A 15,229-nucleotide genomic window follows, 5' to 3' on the forward strand; every position below is an offset into this window, starting at 1 on the left:
AGCCAGCAGGACCTCCGGAGCGGAATAGGTCCCGGCAACGATCGCGGCGAGTCCGGCCAGCCCGACCGCACCCACGCTCCATGACTTCACAGTGTGTCCCCCACGCTCAACATAGCCACGATCAACCGGCACCTTCGCTCACTGCGGACCCACCTCGGCCTGCTCGACTCCGCCGGGACGGCAGGCCCCGACGGGTCAATCCTGCCCTATCTGAAAGTTTTGTGTCGCAAAAGAACCAAGTTGGAACGGCGAAACAGTGTCCGGGAAATGGCGTTTAGGTATACTCAAGGCTCAGCTACGCTTCCTCCGGCAGGCGCCGTCCGGACACCGTCCGGACGCCCGGCACCTTCCGCTAGGAGCCCGGCTCAGACGCCCAACGATGCGCGGACACCCCTTGGAGGAACCATGTCGCACATCCTGCTTTTGACGAACAGCACCGGGTCATCGGTGGACGTCCTGCCTGCGCTGGAATTGCTGAACCACCGCGTCCACATTCTCCCCGCCGAGCCCACAGCCCTGCTTGACACCGATCCCTGCGACATCGTCCTGCTCGAYGCCCGCAAGGACCTCGTTGGCGCCCGCTCCCTCACCCAGCTGCTCAAGGCGACCGGACTGAGCGCGCCCCTGATGCTGATCCTGACCGAAGGCGGCATGGCGGCCGTCTCCTCGGCCTGGGCCGTGGACGACATCTTGCTCGAATCCGCTGGCCCCGCCGAAGTCGAAGCCCGGATCCGCCTCGGTGTCGCACGCGCCCTGCCGGACCACGACGACGCGCCCACGGAGATCAGGGCTGCCGGCGTCGTCATCGACGAAGCCAGTTACACGGCCCGGGTCAACGGGGCCGTGCTCAACCTGACCTTCAAAGAATTCGAGCTGCTCAAGTATCTGGCCCAGCACCCCGGCCGGGTCTTCACGCGCCAGCAGCTCCTCACCGAGGTCTGGGGCTACGACTACTACGGCGGCACCCGGACCGTGGACGTCCATGTCCGGAGGCTGCGGGCCAAGCTCGGTGCCGACCACGAGAACCTGATCAGCACGGTGCGGAACGTCGGCTACCGCCTGACGCTGGTCCGGCAACCGGACGAGGAACTCACCGAAGCCTGAGCCGCTTCCTTCGGACGGCACCCAACGGACACAGCAAAGCCCCGGACTCTCAGAGTCCGGGGCTTTGCTTTTCGCCAATTGCCCTTGGCGTTGCAGTGGRGGACATACGGGTCGAACGTATCGAGGCCACCCCAGTGGTGGATCCCCCTCACAGCCGGCAAGCCGGATGACTTAACGACTATACGTCCCAGGGCCGGCGGCATCAAATCCACCGGAGCTCCGCGCGCCGACGGGCCGCGGACGTATAGCCTTGCACCATGAGTCCCGCGCACCCGGAGAATTGGCCCGTACTCACCCTGCAGGGAACTGTCGACGAACAGCTGATGCGGGACGTCAGGGCCCTCGTCGCCGCCGCTGAGGAGTCCGACGGCAATCCGCCGCTCTCGGAGCAGACCCTCGTGACGCTGCGCGCCGCGGGCGGCGGGCCGCACACCGTGCTGGCCCTGGCCCTCTACTCCCCCGACTATTCCGGCGACGACGCCCGGCAGGACGCCGGATACGGTGCCGCCGCCGTCCGTCCCGGCGGCGGCCCTGCCGCGGCCCGGGGCAACGACCTGGCGGGTTTCGCCGTCGTCGTCGAGGAATCGGACGGCACCGGGGTGTTGGAGGTGGCAGTCCACCCGAGCTACCGCAATCAGGGGGTCGCTGACCGGCTGGTCGGGGAGCTGCAGCGGGTGCGCGGCTTCGCGGGCCTCAAGGCGTGGTCACACGGCAACCACGAGGCCGCCGCGGACCTGGCGGCCCGCTACGGCTACGCCCCGGTCCGCGAACTGTGGAAGATGCGGCTCGCCACGGCGGCCTCGGAATTGCCCGACGTTGCGGTGCCGGAGGGTATCTCGCTGCGCAGCTTCGCGCCCGGCGCCGACGAGGACGCCTGGCTGGCGGTCAACCGGGCCGCGTTTGCCCACCACCCGGAACAAGGCAACATGAGCCGGGCCGACCTCGACGCACGGATGGCCGAGCCGTGGTTCGACCCGGCCGGGTTCCTGCTCGCGGTCGATGCCGGCGGCCGGATCCTCGGCTTCCACTGGACCAAGGTCCACCCGCAGCACGGCGGGCACCCGGCGATCGGCGAGGTGTACGTCGTCGGCGTCGCCCCCGAGGCGCAGGGCACCGGCCTGGGCAAGGCCCTGACCGTCGCCGGCATCAGGTACCTGCAGCAGCAAGGCCTGCACGCCGTGATGCTGTACGTCGACGCCGATAACATTCCCGCCGTCGCGCTCTATCGGCGGCTCGGCTTTTCGCGCTGGGACGTGGACGTCATGTACGCGCCGGTGCGGGGACAGTAGCCGGCCCCGCCGCCGGGTGCCCGGGAGCGGCCGAAATCCGGGCTCGTCGGGCCCCGATTGCTTGTAAGGTTGAAGCTAAATCGCGTCAGCATTAGGAGAGACCATGCAACGGGAATCTGCCGGGACGGCAACGTCCGAAGCCGCTCTGAACGGCAAGGCTGCGCGTCCGGCGCGGGCACAGTTCGGCTCCTCGGAGGTGCCCGCCTCGCGGGCCACCCAGGACCGGATCGATATCCCAGAGTTCGCTCCCAACCTGGAACCGGAGGGCGACATCAGCCCTGACCGTTTCCTGGACCGGGAGCTGAGCTGGCTGGCCTTCAACGCGCGCGTCCTGGAGCTGGCCGAAGATCCCGAGCTTTACCTGCTGGAACGCGTCAGCTTCCTCTCCATCTTCGCCTCGAACCTGGACGAGTTCTTCATGGTCCGGGTCGCCGGGTTGAAGCGCCGCATCGCGACCGGCCTCGCGGTCCCCTCCCCCGCCGGTCTGAGCCCCATGCAGGTCCTGGAGCAGATCGGCGAGGAGGCCCACCGGCTCCAGCAGCGCCATGCCCGCGTCTACGCGGAACAGATCCGCCCGGCGCTGGCCTACGAGCACATCCACCTGATGCGCTGGGAAGAGCTCGACGACCAGGCCAAGGACCAGCTCAGCGCCATGTTCGCCGAGAAGGTGTTCCCGATCCTGACGCCGCTGGCCGTCGATCCCGCCCACCCGTTCCCGTACATCTCCGGCCTCTCACTGAACCTCGCCGTCGTGGTCCGCAACCCGGTCAGCGACAAGGAGCTCTTCGCCCGCCTCAAGGTCCCGGACCAGCTGCCGCGCTTGATCTCCATCGACGGCCCGCGCGCCGGCTCCGTGCCCGGCAGGGTGGCGCGGTTCATCGCGCTCGAGGAAGTCATCGCAGTCCACCTGGACCAGCTCTTCGCCGGCATGGAGGTGCTCGAACACCACACCTTCCGGGTCACCCGCAACGAGGACGTCGAGGTCGAAGAGGACGACGCCGAGAACCTCCTGCAGGCGCTGGAAAAGGAACTGCTGCGCCGCCGCTTCGGGCCGCCGGTGCGGCTCGAAGTCACCAACGACATCAACCCCAACATCCGGGCGTTGCTGATCCGCGAGCTGGGCGTGGAGGAGTCCGAGGTCTACTCCGTCCCGGCCCCGCTGGACCTGCGCGGACTCTCGGTCATCGCCGGGATCGACCGGACGGACCTGCATTACCCCAAGCACGTCCCGCACACCTCCCGCTACCTGAACGAGTCGGAGACTGCGAAGCCGGCCAACGTCTTCGCGGCCATGCGCCGGCGCGACATCCTCCTGCACCACCCTTACGATTCTTTCTCCACCTCCGTGCAGGCCTTCCTCGAGCAGGCCGCCGCGGACCCGAAGGTGCAGGCCATCAAGCAGACCCTGTACCGCACCAGCGGGGACTCGCCCATCGTTGATGCCCTGATCGACGCCGCCGAAGCCGGCAAGCAGGTGCTCGCCCTGGTGGAGATCAAGGCCCGCTTCGACGAGCAGGCCAACATCTCCTGGGCGCGGAAACTGGAGCAGGCCGGCGTGCACGTGGTGTACGGGATCGTGGGACTGAAGACCCACTGCAAGCTCTCCCTCGTGGTCCGCCAGGAGGTGGACGGGCTCCGCCGCTACTGCCATATCGGCACCGGCAACTACCACCCCCGCACCGCCCGCTACTACGAGGACCTCGGCCTGCTCACGGCCAACGAGCAGGTGGGCGAGGACCTGTCCAAACTCTTCAACCAGCTTTCCGGCTACGCCCCGAAGTCCACCTTCAAGCGGCTGCTGGTTGCCCCGCGCTCGGTGCGCTCCGGGCTGATCGACCGGATCGAAACGGAAATCCGCAACGCCCGGGCCGGGATCCCCGCCCGGGTCCAGATCAAGGTGAACTCGATGGTGGATGAAGCCATCATCGATTCCCTCTACCGGGCCTCGCAGGCCGGGGTACCGGTGGACATCATTGTCCGCGGGATCTGCTCGCTGCGCCCCGGCGTGCCGGGTCTGAGCGAGAACATCACGGTCCGATCCGTCCTGGGCCGTTTCCTTGAACATTCCCGCGTCTTCGCCTTCGCCAACGGCGGCGAGCCGGTGGTTTACATCGGTTCGGCGGACATGATGCACCGCAACCTCGACCGCCGGGTGGAGGCCCTCGTGCAACTCCGCAGCGGGGATGACACCTCGTACGTGCTGGACCTGCTGCGCCGGTACATGGATCCGGGAACCGCCAGCTGGCATCTGGACAGTAGCGGCGATTGGATCCGCCACCACCTCGCCGAGGACGGCACCCCGCTGCTGGACATCCAGTCATGGCTGCTAGCGTCCCGTTCGCGGCAGCGCCCGGCGAGCCTGCGCTAGGGCCGCCGGTTGTGAGTAGCGATGCACCGATCGCGGACCAGACGGACCACCCGGGCGAGGCGATTGCAGTCGTCGCGGCCGGCGCGCTGCCGTGGCGCGTCAACAAGGACCAACTTGAGGTCCTGCTGATCCACCGCCCCCGGTATGACGACTGGTCCTGGCCCAAGGGCAAAATCGACCCGGGCGAAACCGTTCCCGAGTGCGCGGCCCGCGAGGTCGAGGAAGAAATAGGCCTCAAGGCGCCCCTCGGCGTCCCGCTGCCGCCGATCCACTACCACGTGCAGGCCGGCCTGAAGGTGGTGCACTACTGGGCTGTCGACGTCGACGGCGCCCCGCTCCACCCGGACGGCAAGGAGGTGGACAGCGTCCTGTGGTGTTCGCCGGAAAAGGCTACGGGCCTGCTGAGCAATCCGGGCGACCGTGCCCCGCTGGAACACCTCGTCGAAGCCCATGCCCGCGGTGAACTTGCCACCTGGCCGCTGCTGGTCATCCGCCATGCGAAGGCCAAACCGCGCTCCTCCTGGTCCAAAGCGGAGGGCGACCGTCCGCTCGCAGCCACCGGGACCCGCCAGGCCCAGGCCGTGGGGCGCCTGTTGCAGGCCTGGAGCCCGTCGCGGGTGCTGACGAGCCCGTGGCTTCGCTGCGTGGCCACGGTCGCGCCGTACGCCAAGGCCGTCGACGCCAAGGTGAAACTGGACGATTCCCTGACCGAGCACCGGCATGGCCGGAGTCCGCACAAGGCCGCGAACCTCGTCGAGGCACTCATCGACAAGGAACGCGCCGTGGCCCTGTGCACGCACCGGCCCGTCCTGCCCACGGTCTTTGCACAGCTGGGCAAACACATGAACTCCCGGCTGCGTGCCCTGCTGCCGGCCACGGACCCATTCCTGTCGGCCGGCGAAATCCTGGTCTGCCACGTTTCACGTGCCAAGGGAAAGATCGTGGCGGTGGAGCAGTTCCGGCCTTTCGACGATTAGGTAGTCGATGAGCACGGCACGGGCCGGCTGTTCTCAACAGCCCGGCAGTTCTCAGTAGACTGGGACCGTGAGCATCCCAACGCCTTATGAAGACTTGCTGCGCGATGTCCTGGAGCACGGCACGCACAAATCGGACCGCACCGGAACGGGGACCCGCAGCGTGTTCGGTCGGCAGCTCCGCTTCGACCTCGGCAAGAGCTTCCCGCTGATCACCACCAAGCGGGTGCACTTCAAGTCCGTCGCGGTGGAGCTGCTGTGGTTCCTGCGCGGGGACAGCAACGCGAAGTGGATGCAGGACCAGGGCGTCACCATCTGGAACGAATGGGCAGGGGCCGACGGCGAACTCGGCCCGGTCTACGGCGTGCAGTGGCGCTCCTGGCCGACCCCCGACGGCGGCCACATCGATCAGATCGCGGAACTGGCGGAAAATCTCAAGGCCAACCCGGACTCGCGCCGCCACATCGTCTCGGCTTGGAACGTGGCCGAGCTGAAGAACATGGCGCTGCCGCCATGCCACGCCTTTTTCCAGTTCTACGTCGCCGACGGCAAACTCTCCTGCCAGCTGTACCAGCGCTCCGCGGACACCTTCCTGGGCGTGCCGTTCAATATTGCCTCGTACGCCCTGCTGACCTGCATGCTGGCCCAGCAGACCGGGCTGGAACCGGGCGAGTTTGTCTGGACCGGCGGGGACGTCCACATCTATGAGAACCATCTGGACCAGGTCCTCACCCAGCTGCGCCGGGAACCGTACGACTATCCGCAGCTCCGGATCACCCGCAAACCAGCGTCAATTTTCGACTACACCCTCGAGGACTTCGAGGTGGTCGGCTACCAGCACCACCCCACGATTAAGGCGCCGATAGCCGTATGAGCAACGAAACCAGCAAATCCCTCGAACCGGCCGATTTCACCGAACGGCTCCGCGGCAGCCTCACCGGGCTCGGCCTCGTGTGGGCGCAGACCAGCACCGGCGTGATCGGCCAGGCCGGCGCCATGCCATGGGACCTGCCCGAGGACATGAAGCACTTCAGCCGGCTCACCACGGGACACCCGGTCATCATGGGCCGCAAGACCTGGGAATCCTTCCCGGACAGATACCGGCCGCTGCCCGACCGGACGAACATCGTGATCACGCGGCAGGAAAACTGGGGCGGGACGCCGGACGCGGAGGGCGCCCTGGCGGTCCGGTCCCTGGACGATGCCCTGCTCGAATCCCAGTTCGCGCCGGGCCAGGCGATGGTCTGGATCATTGGCGGCGGCGAAATCTTTACGCAGTCCCTCGACCTCGCCGACGTCGCCGTCGTCACCACCATCGACACGACCACCGAGGGCGACACGTTCGCGCCGGAACTCGGTTACGACTGGACGGCTGAGGCGAGCCTCCCGTCCGACGGCTGGCTGACCGCCGCGAACGGCACCCGCTACCGCGTCACCCTGTGGCGCCGGACGGAGGCCAAGTAGTGCTGCGGAAACCGGAAACGCTGTTTGTCCTCGGGTACATGCTGCTGCCCCTGCTGGCTCTGTTGTCCGCGATCGTGGGACTGACCATGATCCTCGGCGGCAACAAGATCGCCGGCGCGGTGGTCCTCGTCGTCGTCACCCAGGTGTTCGCCTTCGGGGCGGTGTTCGCCCTGCGCCGGCGCAAGAGCGCACTGCTGGCAGAGCCCGACGGCAAGTAACGGCCGGCCCGCCGGCCCGTGACGTAACCGACTGCGGCCCGGCCGCCGCAAAGTCTAAACTGGCCCAATGACTACAGCAGCTACCCCGTCCGTCGGACTGGTCGGTTGGCGTGGCATGGTCGGCTCCGTCCTGATGCAGCGCATGCAGGACGAGGGCGACTTCGCCGACATCAACCCCGTCTTCTTCTCCACCTCGAACGCCGGCGGGGCCGCCCCGGATATTGCCGGTGCRGCGACCGGAGCGGCCGGCCGGCTGGAGGACGCGTTCGACGTCGACACGCTGGCTAAACTGCCGATCATCGTCACCGCCCAGGGCGGCGACTACACCAAGCAGGTCCACGGCGAACTGCGCGGCCGCGGCTGGGACGGTCTATGGATCGACGCAGCCTCCACCCTCCGCATGAACGACGACTCGATCATCGTGCTGGACCCGATCAACCGCGACGTCATCGACGCTGGCCTCTCCGGCGGCGTCAAGGACTACATCGGCGGCAACTGCACCGTTTCCTGCATGCTGATGGGCCTCGGCGGCCTGTTCAAGAACGGCCTGGTGGAGTGGGGCACCTCCATGACTTACCAGGCCGCATCCGGCGGCGGCGCCCGGCACATGCGTGAACTGCTGAGCCAGTTCGGCACGCTCAACGCCGAGGTCAGCAGCGAACTGGATGACCCGGCGTCGGCCATCCTCGAGATCGACCGCAAGGTCCTGGCGCACCAGCGCACCGACATCGACGCCACCCAGTTCGGCGTGCCGCTGGCAGGCTCGCTGATCCCCTGGATCGACGCGGACCTCGGCAACGGCCAGTCCAAGGAAGAGTGGAAGGCCGGGGTGGAAACCAACAAGATCCTGGGCACCACCGGCGCGGACCGCGTCATCATGGACGGCCTGTGCGTCCGGATCGGCGCCATGCGCTCACACTCCCAGGCGCTCACGCTCAAGCTCCGCGAGGACCTTTCCGTGGCCGAGATCGAGAAGCTGCTCGACGCGGACAACCCCTGGGCCACGGTGGTGCCCAACACGAAGGAAGCCTCGATGGCGGACCTCACCCCGGTGGCGGCGTCCGGCACCCTGGACATCCCGGTGGGCCGGATCCGCAAGCTCGAAATGGGCCCCGAGTACATCAGCGCATTCACCGTGGGAGACCAGCTCCTGTGGGGCGCCGCGGAGCCGCTGCGGCGCATGCTCAAGATCGCCACCGGCACGCTCTAGGCGCAGCTAGGGGGCATCAACTGCCAGGAACCGCCGGTACTTCGCGGCCTGCAGCTCAAAGGACTTAAGTGCTGCAGGCCGCAGGCCGTTAACGCCGTCAAAAGGCTCCGGGACGACGACGGCGCCGCGGCCGTTCCCGCGCGACACCCAGGTGCCGACCACTTGGCCGCCGGCCACAATGGTTTTCTTGAACACCCCGTTGCCGCCAGGAACGATCTTGTCCGCGTGCTGTGCCGGCAGCACGATGGACCTGTCCGTGTAGCCCAGCACGAACTCGTCGAAGCCCGGGAGCGCCAGCACGGTGCGCTGGCCGGGCACGCCGTCGTCGAGCAGGGCGGCCGTCTCCGGGGCGAGCCAGTACCGGGCCCCCTCGAATTCCACCGCCGCCAGCTGGTGCCGCACTTCGGCCAGCGCCGCCCGGGTTTCCGTCAGCGGAATTCCGGACCACCAGGCGAAGTCACGCTCTGTGGCCGGGCCGTGGCTGCGGAGATAGCGCAGCAGCCATTCCGCAATGCCTTCAGCGCGGTCCAGCCGCCGGGAGTCTTTGATCCAGTCGTCGAAGGCCACCACCAGCTGCTGGTTCCCGGCCAGCGGCCCCTGCACCAGCCACCCGCGCTGGCACAGCATCGTCAGCAGATGGATGCCGCGCTGGCCGGCCGTGGACTGGCCGGCTTCTTCGAAGGTCTGGAACAGTTCCGCCCGGCTGGCGGCCGCGCCGCCCGCGACCCGCAGCAGCGCGGCCTCGGCGGCAGCGTCAACGTCCGCTGCTGAGATGCCGAGTTCCCGGTGGCGACCGGCCAGGGCTTTGATCAGACGGCCGGAGGTGATGTCCAGGATCCACCTCAGGTCCTCCGGCGCGAGCAGGTGCAGGGTGCCGCGCATCGGCCAAGACCGGACGATCTCACCGCGATCCAAAGCGGCCCGGACATCGGCCACCCGGGAGCCCGGAACGCGCTGCCCCACGGCCCAGAGCGAAGCCCGCAGGTCCTGTGCCTGCAGGGCGGTCATCGACCGGACGGCCTCAGGGACGGAACCGAACCCGGCACCGGTGAGCCCCTGCGAGGCCAGGCGGAGCCTGCCCATCACGGCCCGGCTCAGTCGGGTTGGGAGCACTGCTGCCATGGGAACATCCTAGGTGCGGCGCCGACAGACCGGGCGGATCCGGCACCTGCGGGCCTCCATGGCACCTGCATGGTCCGCGCCCGGGCCGCTCCCAGCCTGCGCCCAGCCGGCTTCCTTAAGGTGGATGAATGACATTGAGTGAGGCGTGGCCGCGGCTACGGCCCGTGTGCAGGAGGCTGGCCTTGCTGGGCTGGGCTTCCAGCGTGGTTGGAATGGCGGCCGGCCTCGCCATCGCCATCGCCGGTGGCACCCGTCTCTCCCCCCTTATGACTGCCTTCCAGACATTTTCCGCGGCCTGCATGGCCGTCGCGGTCGCGAGCTTCGTCGCGGCGGCCACCCTCCAGCCTCGGCCTCGGTCACCGCGCGACGCCACCGAGTTCGAGATCGACCCTGCCGCGGAGTTCCCGGCCACGGTGCAGAGCTTCCTGCTGGGCTCCATCGTGCTGCTGGCCGGAGCAGTGGCTTTCGCGTGTGCCGGGCTGGTACTGCGGACCGGACCCAGCGCCCAGTCCGTGGCGTTCTGCCAGGTTTTCTTGCTGGGCGCGGCGGCGTCCGGGTTCACCTTCATGCTCTTCAGCAAAGTGGCCCCGCGCCGCGGCCGGAAGTAGGTCCGCACCCGCTGTTGCGGGTCCGTTATAGGCTGGCCGGATGACTTTGGGGACTTCGCTGGCGGTGCTGGGTAAGGGTCGGATCATGTTGATGACGCTGGCGAGCCTCGCGGTGCTGGCCGGAACTCTTTCGATGGTCGGGGCTCTGCTCAGCCAGGCCAACAGCCGGGACTCGGAGCCATATCTGGCCGGCGGGGTGGTCGGGCTGGCCGGCGCCTACGCAGTGACGACGCTGGGCACCCGGGCGGCACGCACGCTGGGCGTCACGGTCCGGCTACTGCGCGGCTGGCGTGCGCACCCGCGCCTGGTCCGGGTTCTGGTGCTGCTGGCCGCTCTCGGGGCGCTGGCCTCGGTGGGGGCAATGCTGATGGCGGCCGCCGGTGTGTTCGGGCCGCTGCGGCCTACCAGTCTTGCCTCGGCTTTCTTCTACCCGACCATGGCCGCCTTGGGCTGGGCCCACGGCCTGGCCGCGGCGTCGGCAACCACCCGCGGGACACCGTCCCGGGCTGCCGCGCATCCCCTTTAGGGCTCGGCTTAGAGCTCGATTCCGATCAGCAGCGGCTCAGGCTGCAGCTCAACGCCAAAGCGTTCGACGACGCCGCGGCGGACCTCGCGGGCGATCGCCAGCAGGTCTTCTGCGCTGGCCCCGCCCCGGTTCGTGATGGCCAGGGTGTGCTTGGTGGACAGCGAGGCCCGGCCGCCCGAGACGCTATCGGCTTCCAAGCCGAAGCCCTTCCCATAGCCGGCGTGGTCGATCAGCCAGGCGGCGGAGAGTTTGGTCAGCCCGTCCGCGCCGGCAGGGTACCGGGGGGCGTCCTCCGGCAGGCCTGCAGCGACCCCGGCCGGCACGATCGGATTGGTGAAGAACGAACCTGTGGAGTAGGTGTCTGGGTCCGCAGGGTCCAGGACCATGCCCTTGGACGCCCTGAGTCGGAGCACCTCGCGCCTCACGTCGTTGGAGTAGGCCCGCTTGCCGACCTCGACGCCGAGGTTCCGGGCCAGCTCGGCATAGCGGATTGGTGCACTCATCCGGCCCAGCGGCAGCTGGAATTCCACCGTGAGCACCACATAGCGCGGGGACCCGCCGGAGGTCGCCTGTTTGAGGATGGAGTCGCGGTAACCGAACTTCAACTCGGAGCTGGTGAACGTCTGCACCGCGTTGCGTTCGCGGTCCCAGGTGCGGACCGCGGCGATGGTCTGCGACACGTCGGCGCCGTAGGCTCCGACGTTCTGCACCGGGGTCGCGCCGGTGGCACCGGGAATCCCGGACAGCGCCTCGATGCCTGACCAGGCATGCTTGACGGCGTGCTCCACGAGCGCGTCCCAGTTGTGGCCCGCCTCGACTACGACGGCGACTCCGCCGCAGGAGTCCTCCGCGTTGACCGCGAAGCCCTGGGACCCGATTTTCAGCACGGTGCCGGGGAACCCTTCGTCTGCGACCAGCAGGTTGGAACCGCCGCCGATGATCAGCAACGGCTCTCCACCAGCGTCTGCCTCCCGGACGGCGTCGATGATCTCCGCCTCGGTCCGGGCTTCGATGTAGTTGGCGGCAGGGCCGCCGACGCGGGCCGTGGTCAGGGCGGAAAGCAGTGTCTGGGTCACTTCTCCAGCCTAGCCGGGATCAGGTCAGCCGGCCTTGCGGGCCACCGGGGAGAGCAGGAAGCTGACCACCAGCATCACCATGACGGCCAGCAGCGAGTGCAGGATGCCGACGTGTTCGGCCAGCAGGCCCAGCAGGGGCGGCCCGCAGAGGAACGCCCCGTACCCGATGGTCGAGACCACAGAGACGCGTGCGGCGGCCTTTACCGGATCGTCGGCGGCGGCGGACATGCCCACCGGGAAACCCAGCGAGGCGCCCAGACCCCAGATGGCCAGGGCCACGTAGGCCAGCCACGGAACCGGCGCAAAGACGAACAAGCCCAACCCGGCCACTGCCAGGGCCGCGCACCAGCGCATCACCGGGACCCGGCCATACCGGTCCAGGGCCAGGGTGCCGGCAAAGCGGCCCACCGTCATGAAGGTGACGAAGAGACCGTAACCGGCGGCTCCGGCAGCGTCGGACTGGCCGTGGCCGTCGGCGAGCGCCAGTGCCACCCAGTCCCCCGCTGCACCCTCGGCCAGTGCCAGCCCCAGCACCAGGACGCCGAGCAGGAGGGTCCGGCGGTCCCGCCAGGCCTGGGCGATCTGCCGCTTGTTATCCAGCGGCGCTTCCGGCCCCGTCGTGGCCTGGCTGATGATGGGCAACGGGCCGGTAGAGGGATCATCGAAGGTGTCCGGGCCGGCCGGCCTGTAAGCCGTTTCCTCGGCGACCGGGGTGATGTCGGCACGGAACCAGCCGGCGGCTGTGGCCACGGAGCCGGCGACCAGGGCGCCAACAACGGCCAGGTGCCAGAAGACCGGCACTCCTGCGCCGGCAGCCCAGGCGCCCGCCCCGGCGCCTGCGACCGTGCCCAGGCTGAACGAGCCGTGCAGCCTGGGCATGATGTGCCGCCGCACCGCACGCTCGACGGCAGCGCCTTCAACGTTGGAGGCCGTGTTCCAGCTGGCGGTGCCAAGACCTACCACGGCCAGTCCGGCAGCGACCGCCAGCGGGTTAACCAGGACCGAGGTCCCGAACCCGGCGAGGACCAGCCCGGCCCCGACCATGATGCTGCCGATTCGGATGGTCTGTTTGGACCCGAAGCGCAAAACGATCAGCCCGGATGCGGACACCGAGACAAAGGAGCCCAGCGTCATGCACAACAGCAGCAGGCCTACGTTGCCGGGCGTCAGGTCCAGCCCGTCACGGATCGCCGGCAGCCGCGATACCCAACTCGCGAAGGCGATGCCGCTGAAGCCATAGGCGACGACGACGGCGTTGCGCCAGCGGGTCACCTCGGCGGACTGCGCGGCAGGCACCCTCACGGCAGGGTCATCCGGTCAGGCCAGTCTGACGACGGCCTGAGCCTTCATGAGGACCTTTTGGCCTCCTGCGAGGACGGTGAGGTCCACGCGCGCGGTGCCGGCGTCGGCGTCGAGCGCTCCGATGGCGCCGCTGACCTCGATCACCGCTCCGGCGGCGGTGTCCCCTGTCGTGTCGGCCACCGGGACCGGCTTGGTGAAGCGGGTTTGGAAGTCCACCACGGCGGCCGGGTCGCCGGCCCAGTCGGCCACGAGCTGGACGGCGGCCCCCATCGTGAACATGCCGTGGGCGATCACGCCGGGCAGGCCGACGCCAGTGGCGAACGCCTCGTTCCAGTGGATCGGGTTGAAGTCGCCGGAGGCACCGGCGTATTTGACCAGGTCAGTGCGGGTGACGTCGATGCTGCGGCTGCCGAGATCCTGGCCGACGGTGAGGTCTGAAAGTGTGGGGCGCATGCGTTACTGTTCCTCTCCGCGGACCAGGATGGACGAGGTGGTGGTGGCGACGGCTTCGCGCGTCCCGGTGCCGGGATCGTTGCCCGCTTCGCTGCCGCTCACGGAGAAGATCTCCGAGCGGGTGGTGATCATGGCGCCCCCGCCCATGGCGCGGACCCCGTCGACGTGCAGCTCGGCGACCAGCCGGTCCCCCGCGACGATCGGGCGGTGGTGGACGAAGCGCTGGTCGGCGTGGACCACGCGGGAGAAGTCGATACCGGATTCCGGATCCTCGATCAGCTGCGCATCGGCGCGTTGCGCCACGATGATCGCAAAGGTGGGCGGGGCCACGAGGTCGCTGTGGCCCAGCGCCTTGGCGGCGTCGACCTCAAAGTGGGCGGGGTGGGTCGCTTTGACCGCACGCGCGAACTCGCGGATCTTCTCGCGCCCGACGTCRTACACCTCTGCGGCGGGATAACTGCGGCCCTGCAGATCCGGATTGATAGTCATGGTTCAAGCCTAGCGCCCCGAGAGCCGCCACCCGCCGCGCTGCAGCGCGGGGCGGCGCTTGCCATAGAGCGATATGATGGAAACATCAATTCAGCAATTCACGCACCAGTGTCACCGTTGCGTGCCAAATGAGAGCGCAGGCCAGCCGTGATTTCCGCAGCGCAGACCCCTTTATACGAAATCAAGGCCAACCTGTTCAAGGCCCTCGCCCACCCGGCCCGGATCCGGGTGCTGGAACTGCTGGCGGCCGCTCCGGACACCGCCGCGCCGGTCAGCTACCTGCTGACCGAGACCGGGCTGGAAGCCTCCCACCTGTCCCAGCATCTGGCCACCCTCCGCCGGCACCGGGTGGTGACCTCGGTCCGGACCGCCAATGTGGTGACCTACCGGCTGGCCCACCCGAAAATTGCCGAACTGCTCGCCATTTCCCGGATCTTCCTGCTGGACAGCCTGGCGGACTCCGGCGAACAGTTCCGGCTCGCGCAGGAACTCCCCGCCGCACCCCTCCCGGCGTCCGCCTCATGACCGCCGGGACTGCAGTGCGCGGCGCACACGGCTACCTCGCACGGTTCCTGCCGTCCGGCCGCGACTATGGTGGCCTGCGCGCGTCCTGGCGGACCGATCTCCTCGCCGGCATCACCGTCGGCATCGTGGCCCTCCCGCTGGCTCTCGCCTTCGGAGTGAGCTCAGGGGTGGGCGCCGAGGCTGGGCTCATCACAGCGGTGGTGGCCGGGCTGGTGGCTGCCGTCATGGGTGGCTCAAACGTCCAAGTTTCCGGGCCTACCGGTGCCATGGTGGTGGTCCTGGCCCCCGTGGTCGCCTCGCACGGCGTCGCCAGCATCGCCCTGGTCTCCGTGATGGCTGGGCTGCTGGTCATCATTCTCGGCCTCAGCGGTCTGGGCCGCGCCGTCGCGTTCATCCCGTGGCCCGTCGTCGAAGGCTTCACCCTCGGCATCGCAGCCATCATCTTCCTGCAGCAGGTGCCGACGGCCACCGGCACCGCAGGGGTGCCCGGCCACAATACCC

General features: G+C 68.6%; 17 protein-coding genes. 12 read left to right on the forward strand and 5 right to left on the reverse strand.

Annotated features, from left to right (window positions below):
* Positions 1-405 precede the first annotated feature (405 nt).
* The 8 genes from AB4Y86_RS02030 to asd all read left to right on the forward strand — a co-directional run bounded on the left by AB4Y86_RS02030 (position 406) and on the right by asd (position 8,627).
* Entirely contained in the window at positions 406-1,104 is a 699-nt protein-coding gene (locus tag AB4Y86_RS02030; protein WP_441399767.1) for a winged helix-turn-helix transcriptional regulator, read from the forward strand.
* Between the two features lie 257 nt (positions 1,105-1,361).
* A complete protein-coding gene (gene mshD / locus AB4Y86_RS02035; protein WP_441399768.1) occupies positions 1,362-2,393 on the forward strand; it encodes a mycothiol synthase in 1,032 nt (343 codons plus the stop codon).
* A gap of 103 nt (positions 2,394-2,496) precedes the next feature.
* Positions 2,497-4,761 carry an RNA degradosome polyphosphate kinase gene (locus AB4Y86_RS02040; protein WP_441399769.1) on the forward strand — a complete coding sequence of 755 codons (2,265 nt, stop codon included), beginning with the start codon at positions 2,497-2,499 and terminating at the stop codon, positions 4,759-4,761.
* Between the two features lie 11 nt (positions 4,762-4,772).
* Entirely contained in the window at positions 4,773-5,738 is a 966-nt protein-coding gene (locus tag AB4Y86_RS02045; RefSeq protein WP_441399770.1) for an NUDIX hydrolase, read from the forward strand.
* A gap of 67 nt (positions 5,739-5,805) precedes the next feature.
* Positions 5,806-6,609, forward strand: a complete 804-nt coding sequence (locus tag AB4Y86_RS02050) for a thymidylate synthase (protein WP_441399771.1) — start codon at positions 5,806-5,808, stop codon at positions 6,607-6,609.
* Positions 6,606-7,199, forward strand: a complete 594-nt coding sequence (locus AB4Y86_RS02055; RefSeq protein ID WP_441399772.1) for a dihydrofolate reductase — start codon at positions 6,606-6,608, stop codon at positions 7,197-7,199. The genes AB4Y86_RS02050 and AB4Y86_RS02055 overlap by 4 nt, the downstream gene beginning before the upstream one ends.
* Complete coding sequence (locus tag AB4Y86_RS02060) at positions 7,199-7,417, forward strand: NF038396 family protein (RefSeq protein WP_441399773.1); 219 nt, start codon at positions 7,199-7,201, stop codon at positions 7,415-7,417. Before AB4Y86_RS02055 ends, AB4Y86_RS02060 begins: the two co-directional genes overlap by 1 nt.
* Before the next feature lie 67 nt (positions 7,418-7,484).
* Positions 7,485-8,627, forward strand: a complete 1,143-nt coding sequence (gene asd, locus AB4Y86_RS02065; protein ID WP_441399774.1) for an aspartate-semialdehyde dehydrogenase — start codon at positions 7,485-7,487, stop codon at positions 8,625-8,627.
* Positions 8,628-8,633: 6 nt separating this feature from the next.
* Here the strand turns inward: asd and AB4Y86_RS02070 are convergent, their stop codons facing one another.
* On the reverse strand, positions 8,634-9,749 hold the full coding sequence (locus AB4Y86_RS02070; protein WP_441399775.1) for a winged helix DNA-binding domain-containing protein: 1,116 nt from the start codon (positions 9,747-9,749) through the stop codon (positions 8,634-8,636).
* Positions 9,750-9,961: 212 nt separating this feature from the next.
* Between AB4Y86_RS02070 and AB4Y86_RS02075 the strand changes: the two genes are divergently transcribed.
* Positions 9,962-10,357 carry a hypothetical protein gene (locus tag AB4Y86_RS02075; protein ID WP_441399783.1) on the forward strand — a complete coding sequence of 132 codons (396 nt, stop codon included), beginning with the start codon at positions 9,962-9,964 and terminating at the stop codon, positions 10,355-10,357.
* Positions 10,358-10,397: 40 nt separating this feature from the next.
* Positions 10,398-10,883: a hypothetical protein gene (locus AB4Y86_RS02080; RefSeq protein WP_441399776.1), complete on the forward strand. Its 486-nt coding sequence runs from the start codon at positions 10,398-10,400 to the stop codon at positions 10,881-10,883.
* A gap of 8 nt (positions 10,884-10,891) precedes the next feature.
* Here AB4Y86_RS02080 and AB4Y86_RS02085 read toward each other — a convergent pair whose 3' ends face one another.
* Genes AB4Y86_RS02085 through AB4Y86_RS02100 form a run of 4 tightly spaced genes read right to left on the reverse strand, consistent with a single transcriptional unit; the run spans position 10,892 to position 14,203 of the window.
* Complete coding sequence (locus tag AB4Y86_RS02085; RefSeq protein WP_441399777.1) at positions 10,892-11,959, reverse strand: UDP-N-acetylmuramate dehydrogenase; 1,068 nt, start codon at positions 11,957-11,959, stop codon at positions 10,892-10,894.
* 24 nt (positions 11,960-11,983) lie between these two features.
* On the reverse strand, positions 11,984-13,261 hold the full coding sequence (locus AB4Y86_RS02090; protein ID WP_441399778.1) for an MFS transporter: 1,278 nt from the start codon (positions 13,259-13,261) through the stop codon (positions 11,984-11,986).
* Between the two features lie 15 nt (positions 13,262-13,276).
* Positions 13,277-13,714, reverse strand: a complete 438-nt coding sequence (locus AB4Y86_RS02095; protein WP_441399779.1) for a MaoC family dehydratase — start codon at positions 13,712-13,714, stop codon at positions 13,277-13,279.
* Between the two features lie 3 nt (positions 13,715-13,717).
* Entirely contained in the window at positions 13,718-14,203 is a 486-nt protein-coding gene (locus AB4Y86_RS02100) for an FAS1-like dehydratase domain-containing protein (RefSeq protein ID WP_441399780.1), read from the reverse strand.
* A 147-nt stretch (positions 14,204-14,350) separates the two neighbouring features.
* Here AB4Y86_RS02100 and AB4Y86_RS02105 point away from each other — a divergent pair, with 147 nt between their 5' ends.
* Together AB4Y86_RS02105 and AB4Y86_RS02110 are read left to right on the forward strand one after the other, a co-directional pair.
* Complete coding sequence (locus AB4Y86_RS02105) at positions 14,351-14,728, forward strand: ArsR/SmtB family transcription factor (protein WP_441399781.1); 378 nt, start codon at positions 14,351-14,353, stop codon at positions 14,726-14,728.
* The coding region (locus tag AB4Y86_RS02110; RefSeq protein ID WP_441399782.1) for a SulP family inorganic anion transporter at positions 14,725-15,229 on the forward strand (505 nt) is incomplete at its 3' end. The genes AB4Y86_RS02105 and AB4Y86_RS02110, both read left to right, overlap by 4 nt.

Origin of the sequence: Arthrobacter sp. 2YAF22_2 (assembly GCF_052114645.1) — a bacterium.
In the GTDB taxonomy this organism is placed as follows: Bacteria; Actinomycetota; Actinomycetes; order Actinomycetales; family Micrococcaceae; genus Arthrobacter.